Here is a 17,890-nt window from a genome sequence, read left to right as displayed (position 1 = left end):
GAAAAGCCCGTACAAGGCGAAACTAACCTGCCCCTTCGCCCATCCGCCATTTCGTAGCCGTGCAGACAACCCACCAGCCCACCAACCCACCAACCCACCAATTAGGCTTGGCTTTATCGGGCGGGGGCGCGCGGGGCATTGCGCATTTGGGCGTGCTGGCAGCTCTGGAGGAGCTGCAGGTGCCAGTGGCGCGGTTGTCGGGCGTCAGCTCGGGGGGCATTGCCTGTGTGTTTTACGCGGCCGGGTTTGCGCCGCGAGAAATACTACGGCTGCTGCAGGAAACCAACGTGATACGTCTGACGCGGCCGGCCTTCAGCCGGCACGGCCTGCTGCACCTCGACGCCGTGGCCCAGCTGCTGGCCCGCCACCTGGGCAGCACGGTCCACTTTGAGGATTTGCGCCTGCCGGTTAGCCTGGTGGCTACCGATTTGATGGCGGGCGAGTCGGTTTATTTCGACTCCGGGCCATTGCTGCCGCCGCTGCTAGCCTCGTCGGCGGTGCCCATTGTGTACCGGCCGGTGGAGTACCAGGGCCGGCAACTGGTGGACGGCGGCCTGCTCAACAACCTGCCCGTGGAGCCGCTGCTGGGCCACGCCGGCCTGCGCGTGGTGGGCGTCAATTGCAACCCCGTCAACTCCGAAGCGCGCATTCCCACTTTCCGCCGGCTCATCGAGCGCACCCTGCACCTGGCCATCAACGCCAACACCACCAGCCGCAAAGCCCAGTGCGACCTGCTGCTGGAGCCGCCCGACCTGCGCCACTACCGCCCCCTGAGCTACAAGAGCGGCGCTGAACTGTTTGACATCGGCTACCGCTACACCCTGGCCCAGGCCGATGCCCTGGCGGCTTTGCTGTAGGCCGGTTGGAACGGCACCCGGCGCCGCATTAAAGCCAGCCGCGCATCTTTGCAGTTGAAATGCCGCCCGTGGTGGCCGAATTATTTTTCTGGCGCCACCGCGCTGTTTACTTCCTGTTGCCCTGCCCCGCATGACCCCCCGCGAAAAATCCCCCTTCTGGCACGCCATGGCCACGCTCGTGTTCAAAGTAGCAGGCTGGCACCTGGGCGAGATTCACAACCCCGACATTAAGAAGAGCATGATGATTGCTGCGCCGCACACCAGCAACTGGGACATCATCATTGCCCGGGCCGCGTTCTACCTCATGGGCGTGCCCGTGCGCTTCACCGTGAAAAAGGAGTGGACCGAGCACTGGGCACTAGGCTGGCTGGTGAAAGCCATCGGCGGCCTTGCCGTGGACCGCAGCCGCAACAATAGCCTCGTGGACGGCATGGTGAAGCTCTTCAACGAACACGAAGAACTGGTTATACTCATCACCCCGGAGGGCACCCGCGCCTACCAGCCCCGCTGGCGCAAGGGCTACTATTTTGCCGCGCTGGGAGCCGGTGTGCCCATCCGGCTGGGCTACCTCGACTACGCCAAGAAAGAAGCCGGCATTGGCGAGGCCGTGTGGCCCACCGGCGACTACGAAGCCGATGAAGCCAAAATCAAAGCTTTCTACCGTCAGGTCACGGGTCGCTTTCCCGAAAAAGGTGTGCGCTAGGCTTCGCCTTGTTTGATTCGGTGCCGTAGACCAAGCCTATGGAAAAGCTCAAAACCCTGCTGTTGATTTTCCTGGGCCTCGCTGCCCTGGTGGCGTGGTGGTGGCACAAGGCGCGAGTAACCGCGGCCCGCGAGCGGCAGGAGAGGCCTCCGCGCCCTGGCGGTGATGCTCCCGTGCTTTCCGACAATGCTTTTTACACCAAGATGCTGCTCATGCAGGCGCAAAATGCAGCCACGCCGCAGGAGTCGCGGCCCGCTGTGGTGCCCGAAGCGCCGGTGCCCACTTGGTGGCAGCGGCCCTGGGGCGGCTTGGGCCGCCGCAAAACCACGCAACCCTGAAGCGACGACCGGGCCTTAATCCTGCGTAAGGGCGTAGGCTACTAGGTTGGCGCCCATGCGCAGGGCGGCTTCGTGGGTAGCGGGGGAGTCTTCGGGATAGGTGCCCACATCTTCCCAGCCGTTACCTAGGTCGCACTCGAAGCTGTAGAAGCACACCAGGCGGCCTTTGTAAATCAGGCCGAAGCCCTGGGCGCGCTTGCCCTCGTGCTCGTGCACCTTGGGCAATCCCTTAGGAAACTGGTATTTCTGGTGGTAGATGGGGTGCGAATAGGGCAGCTCCACAAATTCCAGTTCGGGAAACACTTTCTTCATCTCGGGCCGGATGAACTTGTCGAGGCCGTAGTTATCGTCGATGTGCAGGAAGCCGCCGCCGATGAGGTACTGGCGCAGGTTTTTAGCCTCAGTGGCCGTGAAGCTCACGTTGCCGTGCCCGGTCATGTGCACGAAGGGGTAGGTGAGGAGCTCGGGCGCGTCGAGCTCCACGGTGGCTTCGTCGGGCGCGATGTTGGTTTTCAGCGCCTGGTTGCAGAAGCTGATGAGGTTGGGCAGCGAGGTTTTGTTGGCGTACCAGTCGCCCCCGCCGCCGTAGTGCAGCTTGGCGATGCGGAAGCTGTAGTTGGGGCCGGCGGCCGTGAGCGAGAAAAGGAGCGCGGCGGAAAGCAGCAGGTGTTTGAGCATGGGAATCGGCGTCGGGGACAACCCGACAGCGGTATAAAGTAACGGCCGAATGGGAAAGTTCAGCCCGCCCAGTGTCGGAATGACGGCGCACCGGCGGCGCTGGTTGCGGCCCAGCCGACGAGCCACGATTGCCAAGCCCGGTGCTATTTTTAGCCCATGCCCTCGCCTGCTAAGCACCTGCCGCCAGAAAAACTCGTCCTGTTCCTGCAAAGCCGGGGCCACATCAACGCGGCGCAGGCCTTGGAAATTGCCGGTCAATTCAGCCCAAAGTTCCTGTCTAAGCACGAGTTCCTGTTGCGCGAAGGCAAGGTATGCGACGACTATTTTTTCCTTGATAGGGGCTTACTGCGGGCCTTTGCCCACAACCCGGCGGGCAATGAAGTCACCACCGCTTTTTACCCCAGCGGGCAAACGGTGCTGGAGGTGTCGTCGTTTTTCAACCGTATACCTTCCCAGGAAAACATTCAGGCCCTGACCGATTGCGCGGGTTGGGTGGTCCCGTTTGCCCAGCTCAACGCCTTGTTTCACGCCCGTCCCGAGTTTCGGGAGTTTGGGCGGTCAGTGCTCGTGCAGGGCTTTGCGGCCCTGAAAAACCGGATGCTGGACATGATAACCGCCACGGCCACCGAGCGCTACGAGCAGCTGCTCAGAAATTCGCCCGAGGTGCTGCAGCATGCTCCGGTGAAGCACATCGCCACTTATTTGGGGGTGACAGACACTTCGCTCAGCCGAATTCGGGCCGGTGCGAAGGGCGTCGGCAAGGAATGATTTCCTGCCATTTGACAAGCAGGTTTGGCCGACAGCTCGGGTTCCTTTGCAGCGTCATCACCAACTGCTTTGCGCCATGGAACACGTGCCCGCCGCCCTCGCCATTGGCTTCGGCCTGATTACCCTACTATCGGTTGCCATTTTCTACCGGGCCGCTCATTATTCGGGGCGCACGCTGGCCGTGCTGCTGGCGTGGCTGGGGCTGCAGGCCGGCGTGGCGCTGAGCGGTTTCTACACCGTCACCAACACGTTGCCGCCGCGCCCGCTGGCCCTGGTGGCGCCGCCTGTGTTGTTGATGGCGCTGCTCTGGGGCACGGCGCGCGGCCAGCAGTACCTCAACGGCCTTCATCTGCCCACTCTGACGCTGCTGCACGTGGTGCGCATCCCGGTTGAGTTGGTGCTGTACGGGCTGTATGTGCACCACGCGGTGCCGGAGCTCATGACCTTTGCCGGACGCAACTGGGACGTGCTGTCTGGCTTGAGCGCGCCCGTGGTTTACTACCTGGCATTTAAGCGGAAGACGTTGAGCTCCGGCTGGCTGCTGACCTGGAATTTCATTGCCCTGGGCTTGTTGGTCAACATCGTGGCTACTGCCATGCTGGCGGCGCCCACGCTTTTTCAAAAGCTCGCCTTCGAGCAGCCCAACGTGGCCATCCTATATTTCCCGTTCAACCTGCTGCCGGCCGTGGTGGTGCCGCTGGTGCTGCTGGCGCACCTGGCGGCCATCCGGCGGCTGTGGGGTGCCCGAAGGGGCGTGGCAGAGGCAGCACAGCGGCGCAGCAACTTTTCGCGGCCCGATTTAGTAAGGTGAGCCTGACCACTTACGCATTCGCTCATGACTACGCTCCCGAACCTTTTTGCGCCCACGGCGGCAATGGCCTTGGCTTTGCTGGCCGCGCCCGTGGCGCAAGCCCAGACCAAAGTAGCCTCCTACTCGGCCGGCAAGCCCGGCACGGAGCAGTATGAGGAGTTGAGCTTTTGGGTGAAGGACGGTAAGCGGGCCGATATTTATTACGTCCGCGGCAAAGACCGCAACGAATTCAGGGGCAACTACCTGCCCCAAACGGGCAAAACCAACGGCGCCAGCTTCGCCGTGCGGCTGGCCGACGACCGCCTGTTCACCATCATTCCCAGCGGCACCCAGCTCAAAGTGGCCGACGCGGGCACTGATGCTCCCAAAACGTTTGCCTGGAAGTACGAGGGGCCCGTGAATGGCGTCGGCACGTTCTGCCGCGAGTGCGCCGCCAATCCGAAGGAGGCCATGGAGTTGCTGCGGGCCTACTATCTGAAATAGAACGGCCGCTACCGGCCTTTCTCAGCACTTGGGCGCCGTGCATTATCGCGACCCTTTTGGCTCTCTAGCCCCATGACCAAGGAAGAAACTGCCATCAAAGCCACTTATTTCAGCATTGCGGGCAACATCAGCCTTGCTTTGCTGAAGGGCGCGGCCGGCATTTTCGGCAATTCATACGCGCTGGTGGCCGATGCCATTGAATCGACGGCCGACATCTTTGCGTCGGGGCTGGTGCTGCTGGGGCTGAAGTACGCCAACCGGCCGGCCGACGCCAACCATCCCTACGGCCACGGCCGCATCGAACCGCTGGTGACGTTTCTGGTGGTGGGCTTCCTCATCACTTCGGCCACCATCATCGGCTACGAGAGTATTCAGAACATCGGCACGCCCCACGCGCTGCCCCGCGCCTGGACGCTGGCCGTGCTGGCCGGCATCATTGTGTGGAAGGAAATTTCCTTCCGCACGGTGATGAAAAAGGCCGTGGAAACCAACTCGTCCTCGCTCAAAGCCGATGCCTGGCACCACCGCAGCGACGCCGTGACGTCCATAGCGGCCTTCATCGGCATTTCCATCGCGCTGGTGCTGGGCAAGGGCTACGAGGCGGCCGACGATTGGGCGGCGCTGTTTGCCGCCGGCTTCATCCTCTACAACAGCTACCTGATTTTCCGCCCCGCGCTGGGCGAAATCCTGGATGAGCACGTGTACGACGACCTAGTGGCTGAAATCCGCGCCGTGGCCCAGCAGGTGCAGGGCGTGCTCGGCACCGAAAAATGCTTCATCCGCAAAGCCGGCATGCAGTACCACGTCGACCTGCACGCCAACGTGAGCGGCGACATCAGCGTGCGCCAGGGCCACGACATCGCACACCACTTGCAAAACACGCTGCGCGCGAAGCTGCCGCAGTTGGGCAACATCCTCATTCACGTGGAGCCGCAGGAGTAAGGACCAGAACGAGCCGTTGCTGTAGCTTGCCGGCTCATCTATTCCGGAAGAAGTCGCGCCATGCGTCGAAAGCTGCACCAGCTCATTTCCCACTACGAAGCCGAACGCCAGCTGCTAACCGCGCAGCTAAATGAGTGCGTGGAAGAGTTCGATTACGGCATGGCGCACCGTTTCGCGAAAGGGCTGTTTTTAGTGAACACGCAGTTGCAGACGCTGTACAACCTGCGCGATAACCGGCACGATGAAAAGGAACACACCGTTCGGCACATTGAGTCGTTGGAAAAATTTAGCCAGCAGGAGCGCGCCCGTGGGCGCGACTACTACGTCGCCTGGATAGCCGATGAGCGGAAAAAGCTAGCCCAATGGGAAGTTCAGGCCCACCTGCCCCGCCCTCAAACCACGGCCGTAGCCGAGGCCCTGCGTAAGCTGCTGGAAAGCCGGATTACAGGCTTCACGTTGACCTTCAGCCGGGCGATGGGCTTGTACTGCACCTTCCGGCTAGCCCGCCGCACGCTCATCATCACCCTGCCCGAAGCCAGGCGGCTCCGGGAGCGCTACCACCTGACCAAGAAAAGGCGACGGGTGCTTCAGCGGCTAGGCTTCCGCCGCTACGACCAGGGCGACAAACTCATTTCGTTCCGCCCCTTGGCGACTGATGCCGATATCGGCGATATTATTCGCCTGCTGTCGCACATGGCGTTCGAGCTGTTCTATTATCGCGAGTTCGACCAGGAATCTTACCTTTCCTACTTCGAGCCCGCCGCTGAGTAGCTGGTCGGACCGCCGCAGCCGGTGCAGCTTCGGCATCAGAATAGCTAAAATGCATTCGCTTAGTATTATACCTCAACCACCCATCACATGGTAACGGGCAAAGACTTGCTGGAACTGGGCCTGAAGCCCGGCAAATGGTTTAAAGATGCGCTGGAGCACATCAACGCTAACGCACTGGAAGGCGAGGCCCTGCACGCCTACCTCGACACCGTGAAGCCCGCGCCGGAATTGCCGCTGCTGCCCGAGCCGGTGCCGTACCACGAAAACATCCGCGCCGACACGGCCGTGGAGCAGGCCAACATCGACTACGTGAAGCAGTCGATGGCGCGGCTCATGCGCACGCCCACGGTGGTAAGCGGGGCCATCATGCCCGATGCTTGCCCGGCCGGGCCGCTGGGCACCATTCCGGTGGGTGGCGTGGTGGCCGCGCGCGGGGCCATCCATCCCGGTATGCACTCGGCTGATATCTGCTGCTCCGTGATGCTGACCAACCTGGGCAAAACCGACCCGAAAACAGTGCTCGACACGGCCCAGCAAATCACGCACTTCGGTCCCGGCGGGCGCGAGGTCGAACACCAGTTTGCCCTGCCCGCCGATATTGAGGCCGAGATGCGGGCCAACCCATTTTTGAACTCAGAGCGCAGCCTGAAAATGGCCCGTGAGCACCTGGGCACGCAGGGCGACGGCAACCACTTCCTTTACGTGGGCGTGTCGGCCGCTACCGGCGACACCGTGCTGGTGACGCACCACGGCTCGCGCGGCGTGGGCGCCGTGCTCTACGGCCACGGCATGAAGGTGGCCGAGTTTTTCCGCCGCGACATATCGCCCGATACCGACCCAGCTAACGCCTGGATTCCCACCAACACGCCCGAAGGCGAAAACTACTGGGCCGCCCTGCAAACCGTGCGCAAGTGGACCAAGCAAAACCACTTGGTGTTGCACGACGCCATTGCGGAGAAGCTGGAAGCTGCTGTGCAGCAGCGCTACTGGAACGAGCACAACTTCGTGTTCCGCGACGGCGACGTGTATTACCACGCCAAGGGCGCCACGCCGCTCGACCCCAAGTTCCTGCCCGACATCACCGGCCCGCGCATCATTCCGCTCAACATGGCCCAGCCCATCCTGATTGTGGAAGGCGGCACCACGGCCAACAACCTGGGCTTCGCTCCGCACGGCGCCGGCCGCAACCTGAGCCGCACCCGCCACAAATACAGCAAAGCCGGCAAAACCGACGAGCAATTATTTGCCGAAGAAACGCAAGGCATCGACGCCCGCTTTTTCTTCAACCGCATCGACATTTCCGAACTGCCCAGCGCCTACAAAAACGCCGAGGACGTGAAGCAGCAAATCGCCGATTTCAACCTGGCCACCGTCATCGACGAAATCCTCCCTTATGGCTGCATAATGGCCGGCGACTGGGAGCAGGACGCCCCCTGGCGCAAAAAGAAGCTGGCCAAAAAGGCGGCGGAAGCAGCGGCGGCCGCGGATGAGCAGGCCGATGGGTCGGCGCTGACAGTCGAATAAAGGCTAGGATAATGGTTCAGCTGACATTTGGACGGCCAGCGCATGGCTGGTTACCTGTAGACTTTCAGGCAGAAGATTATCACCTTCAGCTTGATGTTTCAGATGTACCCGTAAATCCACTGGATGAATTGTGCAGTGCGCTCATCAATGTAGCGCATGGCGATAGTGCAGAAGTTAACTGGCATTTGGAGCCAGCATGGTATCAATTTTATTTTGAACCCAAGGCCGACTTAATTACCCTGACAATCCTTGCGAGCAAGCGTTACGGATTGAAATCCGAGATGGAATTCAGTGTAACGGGCACGTTTGAATCGTTGGTGAAACCTATTTACAAGGCTTTAAAAAGTTTTGTGACTACTGATTACGGCAACAATTGGCCAGCAGTAGATTTTGTCAGAATCAAAAAACTGACGGAGGTGATAAAAAGCAGAAAGTGGTAAGCGTGGGTTTTGCGAAGTTTCATCCATGATTTTCAGCGCCCCAGATGCGCCGTAAAAACCGCCGCCAGCGCCGCCGTTTCGGTGCGCAGCCGGGAGGCGCCCAGCGTCACCGGCCGAATGCCTTTGCTCAGCGCTAGTTCGATTTCCTGCGGCGTGAAATCGCCTTCCGGCCCGATAAGCACGCAACAGCCCGGCCCCGCGCCGGCCACTTGCGTCAGGGCGGTGCGCTCGCCTTCTTCCAGATGCGCGATGAAAGTAGTTTCGGGCGTTACGCCGGTCACGAAAGCGGTGAAATCCTGCAACTCATCCAGCTGCGGCAGCCAAGCCTGGCCGCTCTGCTTGAGGGCGCTGATGGCAATTTTCTCCAGCCGCTCCAGCTTCAGCTCGCGGCGCTCGGAGCGGGCGCAGCGCAGGAAGCTGATGCGCTCGACGCCCACTTCCACCGCCTTTTCCACGAACCACTCCATGCGGTCGAGGTTTTTGGTGGGGGCCACGGCCACGTGGGTAAAGTAGGGGCGGGGCGCTACGGTTTCGTGCTGGGTGATGCGCAGCTGGCAGCGCTTGGGGTTGGCATCGGCCACGGCGGCCTGGTAGCGGCCGCCGCGCCCGTCCAGCAGCTCCACCGCGTCGCCCAGACTCAGGCGCAGCACGCGGATGGCGTGCTTGCTTTCGTCTTCGGGCAGAGTATGGGTGGGGCCGGCGAGGTCGGGGGCGAAGAAGGTATGCATAAGTGCAAAGAACGGCAGGCGCGGCGGAAAGGCGTTTTTCATTCTTGAGAGGTAAGCTGAACCATAACGGCCGGCCCCCGGAGGGCGTAGGGAGTAGCTCCACATTTCCTCGTTCCCGCCTTATGCATACGCCCGTCATTCCCCGCCCCCTGCACGGGGTGGCCGACTACCTCTACGTGCCGGCCGTGGCCGCCGCACCGGCCCTGTTTGGTTTCGCGCACCACAAAACCCCGGCCCGCCTCGCCCGCATCGTGAGCGGCGGCGTGCTGGCGTCCACGCTGCTCACCCGCGCCGAGTGGGGCGTGTGGAAACTCATGCCCTATAAAGCCCACCTGACCCTGGACTTTGCGGCCGGCCTGGGCACCATGGCCATGCCCTGGCTCGCCGGCTTTGCCCGCCGCCGCCGGGCCCGCAACACGTTCCTCGTCTTTGGGGCCATCAGCGTGGGTGCGAGCTTGCTCTCGGGCCTGTTTGGCCCGGCCCGGGAGCTGCCTTCCGTAGCCGATGCCCCAGAGAATAATCCGCTTCCTCCACTTGCAGAAGTGTAAAGCCGGGTAATCCGGTCAGGTGTGCAGTGAGCCCCGCGCCCTTATTCCACAACGGGAAGCCGATATGCGCCTCAACTGCGGCCTTGCTCATTATTAAATCCTTCCAACCATCATTTCATGAAAGTCAACCTCAAAAAACTCAAAGACCAGGTCATGGTCATCACCGGTGCCTCGTCGGGCATCGGCCTCGTTACGGCCCGCATGGCAGCCAAAGAAGGTGCCCGGCTGGTGCTGGCCTCGCGCAGCGAAGTATCCCTGCGCCTGCTTTGCGAAGAAATCGACCAGGCCGGCGGCCAAGCCATCTACGTAGTGGCCGACGTGAGCCAGCAAACCGACGTGCAACGCATTGCCCAAGCCGCGCAGGAAGCCTTCGGCGGCTACGATACCTGGGTGAATAATGCGGGTGTTTCCATCTACGGCAAGTTGGAAAAGGTGCCCGTGGAGGACATGCGCAAGCTATTCGAAACCAATTTCTGGGGCTTGGTCTATGGCTCAATGGAAGCTGCCCAGCACCTGAAAAGCAAGGGCGGCGCCATCATCAACGTGGGCAGCATTCTGTCCGACGTCACGGCCATTCTGCAAACCATCTACTCGGCCAGCAAGCACGCCGTGAAAGGCTTCACCGACGGCCTGCGCATGGAGCTGGAAATGGATGGCGCTCCAGTTTCCGTCACGCTCATCCAGCCCTCGTCCATCGACACGCCTTACACGGTGCACGCAAAAAACTACATGAACCGCGAGGCCAAACACGGTCCGCCCGCCTATGCCCCCGATACCGTGGCCCGCGCCATTTTGCACGCGGCCGTCACGTCGGAGCGCGCCATTGTGGTGGGCGGCGGGGGCCGCGCCTTTATCGGCATGCAGCGCTGGACGCCCACCTTGTTCGACCAGTACATGGAAAAGGCCTTCCTCAAGCAGGAGCACAGCAGCGAGCCTCCGCGTCCGCTGGGCCACAACGGCCTCGACCGCCCCGCCGGCTCCCTCAAGGAGCGCGGCAACTACCCCGGCTACACCCGCGAAACCAGCTTCTACACCGAAGCGGTAACTACCGGCAGCCCGGCCCTGCGCACGGCGCTGCTGGCCGGCGCGGGTGTGGCGCTAGCCGCGTGGCTGGGGCGGCCCAGTCGCAAAAAGTAGCTTAGGAAGCAGCGATAGCGAGAGGTTTTTGCTTCCTTCGATTTAATTACAAAATAAGCGTCTGCTCGAAACAGCAAAAGCCCCGCCGGCTGCAACCGGCGGGGCTTTTTGGTGAGTGAACTACTGGGTAACTTTAGGCTACCACCGCGGCGGCTGCCACTTTGGGCGCGCCGGCCAGGATTTCCTCGTTGGCGTACTCGGCGTACTTCTTGAAGTTGGCGACAAACTTGTCGGCCAGGTCCGAAGCGGTTTTGTCGTAGGCCTCTTTGTCGGCCCAGGTGTTGCGCGGGTCCAGAATTTCGGAGGGCACGCCGGGCACGGCACCGGGCACCATCATGCCGAATACGGGGTGCTTGGTGAACTTCACGTCGTCGAGTTGGCCGTTCAGCGCGGCCGTAATCATGGCGCGGGTGTAAGGCAGCTTCATGCGCGAGCCGGTGCCGTAGCTGCCGCCGGTCCAGCCGGTGTTGATGAGCCACACGTTGATGTCGGGGTTCTCATCCATCTTCTGGCCCAGCATCTCGGCATACTTGGTGGGGTGCAGCGGCAGGAACACCGCGCCGAAGCAGGCCGAGAACGTGGTCTGCGGCTCGGTCACGCCCATTTCGGTGCCGGCCACCTTGGCCGTGTAGCCCGACATGAACAGGTACATGGCGTGCGACTTATCGAGCTTGCTGATGGGCGGAATCACGCCAAAGGCATCGGCCGTGAGGAAGAAAATGTTCTTCGGGGCATCGGCCACGCCGGGCTCAATGGCATTCGGGATGAAGTTGATGGGGTAGGCTGTACGCGTGTTTTCGGTCACCGACTTGTTGGCGTAATCCACGGTATGGGTGCTGGGCACGAAGCGCGTGTTCTCCACGATGGAGCCGAAGCGGATGGCGTCGTAAATCTCGGGCTCCTTCTCCTTGCTCAAGTCAATCACCTTAGCGTAGCAGCCGCCTTCGAAGTTGAAGATGCCTTCGTCGGGCGTCCAGCCGTGCTCGTCGTCGCCGATGAGGCCGCGGTTCGGGTCGGCCGAAAGAGTGGTTTTGCCGGTGCCCGACAGGCCGAAGAAGATGGCCGTGTCGCCACCCTTGCCCACGTTGGCCGAGCAGTGCATGCTCAGCGTGTTGTGCTCGTGGGGCAGCAGGTAGTTCAGCACGCCGAAGATGCCTTTTTTCATCTCGCCGGCGTAGCCCGTGCCGCCAATCAGAATCATCTTCTTGGTGAAGTTGATGATGGCGAAGTTGGGCTGGCGGGTGCCGTCCACGGCCGGGTCGGCCTCGAAACCGGGGGCGCAGATGATGCTGAAATCAGGCGTCCAGGAGGTGTCAGCGCCTTCTTCGGGGCGCAGGAACATGTTATAGCAAAACAGGTTATGCCAGGCTTGCTCGTTCACCACGCGCAGCTTAAGCTGGTAGTCGGGGTTGGCGCCGGCGTAGGCTTCGCGCACATACAGCTCCTTATCGGCCAGGTAGGCCACCATTTTCTGGTGCAGCTGGTCGAATTTGTCAGGGGCGAAGGGGATGTTGATGTCGCCCCACCACACGCTGTTTTCGGTGTTTTCGTCCTTTACCACAAACCGGTCTTTGGGCGAGCGGCCGGTGAACTTGCCGGTGTCGGCCATCAGCGCGCCGGTGTCGGTGAGGTGGCCCTCGCCGTTGCGCAGGGCATGTTCTACCAGCGCGGCAGGGGTGAGGTTGAGGTGAACGGTAGCCGTTTCGTTGAAGCCCAACGGCTGCAAACGATTGTGGAGGTCGGCGGCAAACTGTGCGTCTTGTTGCATGGCCCGGAAAGCGTTGGAAAGTGTTGGGTGGGAATTCTCTCTTGACTTCTTTCACAAAGGTACGGGCGCCGCAATCGTTACCAGTGAAACAATTTGTTTTTTTAGCAGGACAAATCAAACCGACTATGCTTGATTTGTGCCTGTAGCTGGAAATATGCTGCCTGACAAGCCGCCAGAGTAGGAAGAATAAAACGCTTGCTTATCTTTAGGTTTGCTTTGTCCCGGTCTTTCGCTCATTTGTCCATGCGCACCGATATTGCCCGCTACAACGGAATCTACGGCGACCACCGCGCCCAGATTTCGCACGATTACCTGCAAAGCCAGCTCATTGTGCCCCGGCCGCGGCTCACCGATTGGGGCCTCAAGCCGCACCTGCACGAAAACCTGTTCCAGCTTTTCTTCCTCGAATCGGGCCGCGCTGCCTTCGAGGCCACCGAATTAGTGGAGCTGCGTACGCCCTGCCTGGTCATCATTCCGGCCAATACCGTGCACGGCTTCACCTTCAGCCCGCAGGTGAAGGGCCGCACCCTCACGCTCTCCGAGGCCTTGCTCGATACCATCCTGCAAGCCACGCCCGGCGTGCTGGTGGAGCTGAACACGGTGCACATCCTCTCCGATTTCAACGCCGAAGTCAGCTTTGCCGACCTAGCCGAGCTGGAGCAGCGCCTGCACGAGGAAATTTATTCGGAGCTGCCCGGCAAGCAGTTGGCCATCAACGGCTATTTTAAGTTGCTGTTTGTGAAGATATTTCGCCTGTTGCACCACAACCGCCGCAAGGAGGAAAGCCCCAACCGCGCCCTGCACTACTTCCGCGAATTCCAGAAAGCCATCGAAAAAACGGCTCCGTTTGAGAAGAAAATAGCCGATTTTGCTCAGGAGCTGAAGATTACGCCGGTGCACCTCAACCGCATCTGCCAGGCCGTGAAGGGCAAAACCGCCCAGCAGATTGTGCAGGCCCACACCATTCGCAAGGCCCACAACTACCTATTATATACCTCGCTCTCAGTGGCCGAAATCGCCTACGAGCTCCAATTCGTTGACCCCGGCTATTTCACTCGCTTCTTCCGCAAGCAAACCGGGCTGGCGCCGGGGGCCTACCGGGCCAAGGCGTACCGCAGTGATACAGTCGGCAAAACAGGGAAGGCGGAACTGTCATCCTAAGTGTAGCAAAGGACTTTATTACCGATGGACGGCTAGCAGGGGTTCGATTACTGCAAGCGTGAGAAGGTCCTTCGCTACGCTCAGGATGACAGACGGCGCATCTGCTGAAATTGCGCAAAACCTGCACAATGCCGAAACTTTCCTAGATTTACCGTGCCCGCACTGCACCAAGCCGATACCGGGCCACTTTGCATCGCATTTACGTCTCATTTCTCACCCTAGCTTCCCTTATGCAAACTGTTTCTGCTCAAACCGAGCAACCACGCGCTGCGGCATCCACGAGCCACCCCAAAGGACTATACGTCCTGTTCGCCACCGAAATGTGGGAGCGGTTCAGCTACTACGGCATGCGCGCCCTGCTGTCGCTGTACATGCTCAAGGCCTTGCTGATGAACAAGGAAATGTCCTCGCTCATCTACGGCAACTACACCTCGCTCGTGTACCTTACCCCGCTGCTGGGCGGCTACATGGCCGACCGCTACTGGGGCAACCGGCGCAGCATTCTGGTGGGTGGCCTGATGATGGCGGCTGGGCAGTTTGCCCTGTTTTTCTCGGCCTCGATGTACAGCGCCGGCCAAACGGCCGTGCCCTCTGCGCAGCTGCTGCTGTTCTTCCTGGGTCTGGGCCTGCTCATTTTCGGCAATGGTTTCTTCAAGCCAAATATCTCTTCGATGGTGGGCTCGCTCTACCCCAAGGGTGACTCGCGCATCGACGCGGCCTACACCATTTTCTACATGGGCATCAACCTGGGCGCGTTTTTCTCGCCCCTGGTCTGCGGCACGCTGGGCGACACCGGCAACCCCAGCGATTTCAAGTGGGGCTTTCTGGCCGCCGGCATCGGTATGCTGGTGGGCAGCCTCACGTTCGAGTTGCTGAAAGCCAAATACGTCGTCACGGCCGAAGGTGCTCCCCTGGGCGCCAAGCCCGAGCGCAATGTGGAAGCCTCACCCGTGGTGCCGGTCCAAACCGACGGCCCCGTGCGCGCCGAAAGCATCGCCGCCCCGGCCGCGCCCGCCAAGAGCTTTGCCAGCAAGCTGCCCATGCTCATCGGCCTCTTTGTGGTGGTGTACGCGGCCGTTGCCTGGCTCATGAACCGCGACTGGATTGGTGCGCTGGTGTTTTCGGCCATGATTGTGGCCCCCGTCACCATCCTGACCGACCCCTCGCTCACGGCCCGCGAAAAGCAGAAAATCTACGTTATTTTCATCCTTAGCTTCTTCGTGATTTTCTTCTGGGGCACGTTCGAGCAGGCCGGCGCCTCGCTCACCTTCTTTGCCGACGAGCAGACCGACCGCACCCTGGGCTCCACGGTGGTGCCGGCCTCGTATTTCCAGAGTGCCAACGCGCTGTTCATTATCGTTTTCGCTCCCGTGTTCGCCGTGCTGTGGACCTGGCTGGGCAAGCGCCGCATGGAACCCTCGTCGCCGCTCAAAATGGCCATTAGCCTGATGCTTATGGCCCTGGGTTACCTCATCATCGCCTTCGGCGTGAAAGGTGTGGACGCCAACACCAAGGTGAGCATGTTCTGGCTCATCACCATGTACCTCATGCACACCTTCGCCGAGCTGTGTTTGTCGCCCATCGGCCTGGCGCTGGTGAACAAGCTCTCGCCCGCCCGCTTCGCCTCGCTGCTGATGGCCGTGTGGTTCCTGGCCACCGCCGCCGGCAACAAGCTGGCCGGCGTGCTCTCGGGCCTGTATCCTCCCGGCCCGGCCGAGTTTGCCAAAGCCACCAAGGAAGGCATCAACCTGCCCGGCATCCTCAACGGCGCCACGCAGCTCACGGCCGACGTAAGCGCCAAGCTGGCCTCGCTGGAGCTGGCCTCCAAATGGCCCACCTTCCTGGGCTTCCAAATCACAAGCCTCTACGACTTCTTCATGATTTTCGTGGGCCTGTCGGCCGTGGCTTCGCTCATCCTGTTTGTCATCTACAAGCGCCTCTTCACCATGATGGAGGAGCCGGTGACGGCTGCCTAAGTTCAGCCTGTTGCTAAGAGAAAAGCCCCTGGCGCATCGTGCGGCGGGGGCTTTTTCTTTATCTTAGGCCATGCTTACCAAGTTTATCATGCCGCTTAAGCTTCATCGTTTCCTGCAGGCGCTGGCTGCGCTCGTGTTTCTGTTTTGTGGGCTGGGGATTGCGAATACGATGGTCAGCCTAAAATATGAGAGGAAGGATAATAACTGCATTTCAGTAGTGGATGGCCGCAATTTATGTCAGGCGCTTCACTACAACTGGATAGGCTTGGGGACAGCTGTTGCCTTCATTGCGGGACTGGCATTTGTGAAAATTAACATTGATAAGCCAGCAGAATAGCTGAATGAAAATCAAGCAACTGTGCCGTGCGCAACTCGCGTATGCCGGTCCGACCGCTCTGGGCGGTCCGACCGGTTGCCGTGCCAACGGCTTGTTCGCTCTTCAACCGGTCGGACCGCCCAGAGCGGTCGGACCAGAAAATCCGATTATTGCTTCTCACATGCTCACAAAAAAGCCCCGCCGGCATTGCCAACGGGGCTTTCTCTTGAGCTACAGTGAATCTGCGTAATCAGTCAAATCCATTATAATCTGCGGTCGATTACATCATGCCGCCCATGCCACCCATACCGCCCATGCCACCATCGCCATGGCTATGGCCAGCTTCTTTGGGCTCGGGCTCGTCCGAAATCACGGCTTCGGTCGTCAGCAGCAGGCCGGCGATGGAAGCAGCGTTTTCGAGGGCCAGACGCGTCACCTTGGTGGGGTCGATGATGCCAGCGGCCACCAGGTTTTCGTAACGGTCCTCGCGGGCGTTGTAGCCATAGTCGCCTTGGCCGTCGCGCACCTTCTGCACTACTACCGAGCCTTCGCCACCGGCGTTGGCCACGATGGTACGCAGGGGAGCCTCCAGGGCCGTGCGGATGATGTTCACGCCCGTACGCTCGTCGCTGTTGAGGGTATCAACGGCTTCCAGGGCATCGAGGGCGCGTACCAGGGCCACACCACCGCCGGGCACCACACCTTCCTCAACGGCGGCGCGGGTGGCGTGCAGGGCGTCGTCCACCCGGTCTTTCTTCTCTTTCATTTCCACTTCCGTGCTGGCACCGATGTAGAGAATGGCCACGCCGCCGCTCAGTTTGGCGAGGCGCTCCTGCAGTTTCTCCTTGTCGTAGTCCGACGTGGTGGTTTCCATCTGGGCCTTAATCTGGGCCACGCGGCCGCTGATGGCGTCTTTCGAGCCCTTGCCGTTTACGATGGTGGTGTTGTCCTTGTCGATGATGATTTTCTCAGCGGTGCCGAGGTACTCCAACGTCGCGTTTTCGAGCTTGTAGCCCTGCTCTTCGCTGATAACGGTACCGCCCGTGAGGGTGGCGATGTCTTCCAGCATGGCCTTGCGGCGGTCGCCGAAGCCGGGAGCTTTCACGGCGGCAATTTTCAGTGAACCGCGCAGCTTGTTCACCACGAGGGTAGCGAGGGCCTCACCGTCCACATCTTCCGAGATGATGACGAGGGGCTTGCCGGTCTGGAGTACCTGCTCAAGCACGGGCAGCAGCTCCTTCATGGTGCTCACCTTCTTGTCGTAGATGAGTACATAAGGGTTGTCGAACTCAACCTCCATTTTCTCGGGGTTGGTTACGAAGTAGGGGGAGAGGTAGCCGCGGTCGAACTGCATGCCTTCCACCGTTTTTACTTCGGTTTCGGTGCCACGGGCTTCTTCCACCGTGATGACGCCTTCTTTACCCACTTTGTCCATGGCATCGGCAATCATTTTGCCGATTTCCATGTCGTTGTTGGCCGAAATGGCACCCACCTGGGCGATTTCCGACGAGTTTTCAATCTTCTTCGACTGCGACTTCAGGTTGGCCACCACGGCAATTACTGCCTTATCGATGCCGCGCTTCAGGTCCATGGGGTTGGCACCGGCGGCCACGTTCTTCGAGCCGGCGGTGTAGATGGCTTGGGCCAGTACGGTAGCAGTGGTGGTGCCGTCGCCGGCCTGGTCGGCCGTTTTCGAGGCCACTTCCTTCACGAGCTGGGCGCCCATGTTCTCGATGGGGTCGCGCAGCTCAATTTCCTTGGCCACGGTCACGCCGTCCTTGGTGATGGAGGGCGCGCCGAATTTCTTGTCGATGATGACGTTGCGGCCTTTCGGGCCGAGGGTCACTTTCACGGCGTTCGCCAGTTTGTTCACACCGGCCTGCAAACGGGCGCGGCCTTCGGTGTCGAATTGGATGTTCTTAGCCATTTCTGGGTAATGAG

At 60.7% G+C, this 17,890-nt stretch carries 19 protein-coding genes; 15 read left to right on the top strand and 4 right to left on the bottom strand.

The window, feature by feature from the left end; all coding sequences use genetic code 11:
- The first annotated feature begins 59 nt into the window (after positions 1 to 59).
- From MTP16_RS19270 to MTP16_RS19260, 3 genes are all read left to right on the top strand, one after another.
- Positions 60 to 857 (top strand): patatin-like phospholipase family protein, encoded by a 798-nt coding sequence (locus MTP16_RS19270; RefSeq protein ID WP_243512934.1) that lies wholly within the window; start codon positions 60 to 62, stop codon positions 855 to 857.
- Positions 858 to 987: 130 nt separating this feature from the next.
- Positions 988 to 1,560: a 1-acyl-sn-glycerol-3-phosphate acyltransferase gene (locus MTP16_RS19265; protein WP_243512932.1), complete on the top strand. Its 573-nt coding sequence runs from the start codon at positions 988 to 990 to the stop codon at positions 1,558 to 1,560.
- A 38-nt stretch (positions 1,561 to 1,598) separates the two neighbouring features.
- On the top strand, positions 1,599 to 1,898 hold the full coding sequence (locus MTP16_RS19260) for a hypothetical protein (protein WP_243512930.1): 300 nt from the start codon (positions 1,599 to 1,601) through the stop codon (positions 1,896 to 1,898).
- Between the two features lie 15 nt (positions 1,899 to 1,913).
- Here the strand turns inward: MTP16_RS19260 and MTP16_RS19255 are convergent, their stop codons facing one another.
- On the bottom strand, positions 1,914 to 2,576 hold the full coding sequence (locus MTP16_RS19255; protein ID WP_243512929.1) for a DUF4159 domain-containing protein: 663 nt from the start codon (positions 2,574 to 2,576) through the stop codon (positions 1,914 to 1,916).
- A gap of 156 nt (positions 2,577 to 2,732) precedes the next feature.
- On the opposite strand from MTP16_RS19255, the gene MTP16_RS19250 reads away from it, so the two are divergent.
- The 7 genes from MTP16_RS19250 (at position 2,733) to MTP16_RS19220 (ending at position 8,315) form a co-directional block, all read left to right on the top strand.
- Positions 2,733 to 3,344: a Crp/Fnr family transcriptional regulator gene (locus MTP16_RS19250; RefSeq protein ID WP_243512928.1), complete on the top strand. Its 612-nt coding sequence runs from the start codon at positions 2,733 to 2,735 to the stop codon at positions 3,342 to 3,344.
- 76 nt (positions 3,345 to 3,420) lie between these two features.
- Entirely contained in the window at positions 3,421 to 4,155 is a 735-nt protein-coding gene (locus tag MTP16_RS19245; protein WP_243512927.1) for a hypothetical protein, read from the top strand.
- A gap of 24 nt (positions 4,156 to 4,179) precedes the next feature.
- Complete coding sequence (locus MTP16_RS19240) at positions 4,180 to 4,638, top strand: hypothetical protein (RefSeq protein ID WP_243512926.1); 459 nt, start codon at positions 4,180 to 4,182, stop codon at positions 4,636 to 4,638.
- 72 nt (positions 4,639 to 4,710) lie between these two features.
- Positions 4,711 to 5,580, top strand: coding sequence for a cation diffusion facilitator family transporter (locus MTP16_RS19235; RefSeq protein ID WP_243512925.1), 870 nt, complete (start codon positions 4,711 to 4,713; stop codon positions 5,578 to 5,580).
- 60 nt (positions 5,581 to 5,640) lie between these two features.
- Positions 5,641 to 6,351, top strand: a complete 711-nt coding sequence (locus MTP16_RS19230) for a hypothetical protein (protein ID WP_243512924.1) — start codon at positions 5,641 to 5,643, stop codon at positions 6,349 to 6,351.
- Between the two features lie 87 nt (positions 6,352 to 6,438).
- Positions 6,439 to 7,875, top strand: coding sequence for an RtcB family protein (locus tag MTP16_RS19225; RefSeq protein ID WP_243512923.1), 1,437 nt, complete (start codon positions 6,439 to 6,441; stop codon positions 7,873 to 7,875).
- Positions 7,876 to 7,886: 11 nt separating this feature from the next.
- Positions 7,887 to 8,315 carry a hypothetical protein gene (locus MTP16_RS19220; RefSeq protein WP_243512922.1) on the top strand — a complete coding sequence of 143 codons (429 nt, stop codon included), beginning with the start codon at positions 7,887 to 7,889 and terminating at the stop codon, positions 8,313 to 8,315.
- 32 nt (positions 8,316 to 8,347) lie between these two features.
- On the opposite strand, the gene MTP16_RS19215 is transcribed toward MTP16_RS19220, so the two are convergent.
- Positions 8,348 to 9,043, bottom strand: coding sequence for a 16S rRNA (uracil(1498)-N(3))-methyltransferase (locus MTP16_RS19215; protein WP_243512921.1), 696 nt, complete (start codon positions 9,041 to 9,043; stop codon positions 8,348 to 8,350).
- 122 nt (positions 9,044 to 9,165) lie between these two features.
- On the opposite strand from MTP16_RS19215, the gene MTP16_RS19210 reads away from it, so the two are divergent.
- Together MTP16_RS19210 and MTP16_RS19205 are read left to right on the top strand one after the other, a co-directional pair.
- Positions 9,166 to 9,591: an SPW repeat domain-containing protein gene (locus MTP16_RS19210; protein WP_243512920.1), complete on the top strand. Its 426-nt coding sequence runs from the start codon at positions 9,166 to 9,168 to the stop codon at positions 9,589 to 9,591.
- 117 nt (positions 9,592 to 9,708) lie between these two features.
- A complete protein-coding gene (locus tag MTP16_RS19205) occupies positions 9,709 to 10,728 on the top strand; it encodes an SDR family oxidoreductase (RefSeq protein WP_243512919.1) in 1,020 nt (339 codons plus the stop codon).
- Positions 10,729 to 10,861: 133 nt separating this feature from the next.
- Here the strand turns inward: MTP16_RS19205 and pckA are convergent, their stop codons facing one another.
- Entirely contained in the window at positions 10,862 to 12,496 is a 1,635-nt protein-coding gene (pckA, locus tag MTP16_RS19200; RefSeq protein WP_243512918.1) for a phosphoenolpyruvate carboxykinase (ATP), read from the bottom strand.
- Between the two features lie 243 nt (positions 12,497 to 12,739).
- Between pckA and MTP16_RS19195 the strand changes: the two genes are divergently transcribed.
- The 3 genes from MTP16_RS19195 to MTP16_RS19185 all read left to right on the top strand — a co-directional run bounded on the left by MTP16_RS19195 (position 12,740) and on the right by MTP16_RS19185 (position 15,970).
- Positions 12,740 to 13,657, top strand: a complete 918-nt coding sequence (locus MTP16_RS19195; protein WP_243512917.1) for an AraC family transcriptional regulator — start codon at positions 12,740 to 12,742, stop codon at positions 13,655 to 13,657.
- Positions 13,658 to 13,887: 230 nt separating this feature from the next.
- On the top strand, positions 13,888 to 15,633 hold the full coding sequence (locus MTP16_RS19190; protein ID WP_243512916.1) for a peptide MFS transporter: 1,746 nt from the start codon (positions 13,888 to 13,890) through the stop codon (positions 15,631 to 15,633).
- Between the two features lie 70 nt (positions 15,634 to 15,703).
- Positions 15,704 to 15,970 (top strand): hypothetical protein, encoded by a 267-nt coding sequence (locus tag MTP16_RS19185; protein ID WP_243512915.1) that lies wholly within the window; start codon positions 15,704 to 15,706, stop codon positions 15,968 to 15,970.
- Positions 15,971 to 16,229: 259 nt separating this feature from the next.
- On the opposite strand, the gene groL is transcribed toward MTP16_RS19185, so the two are convergent.
- On the bottom strand, positions 16,230 to 17,876 hold the full coding sequence (groL, locus tag MTP16_RS19180) for a chaperonin GroEL (RefSeq protein WP_243512914.1): 1,647 nt from the start codon (positions 17,874 to 17,876) through the stop codon (positions 16,230 to 16,232).
- Between the last annotated feature and the right edge of the window lie 14 nt (positions 17,877 to 17,890).

It is taken from the genome of Hymenobacter monticola, assembly GCF_022811645.1.
Taxonomy (GTDB): domain Bacteria; phylum Bacteroidota; class Bacteroidia; order Cytophagales; family Hymenobacteraceae; genus Hymenobacter; species Hymenobacter monticola.
Note: the sequence above shows the minus strand (reverse complement) of the source record. Positions and strands in the feature narration are given on the sequence as shown.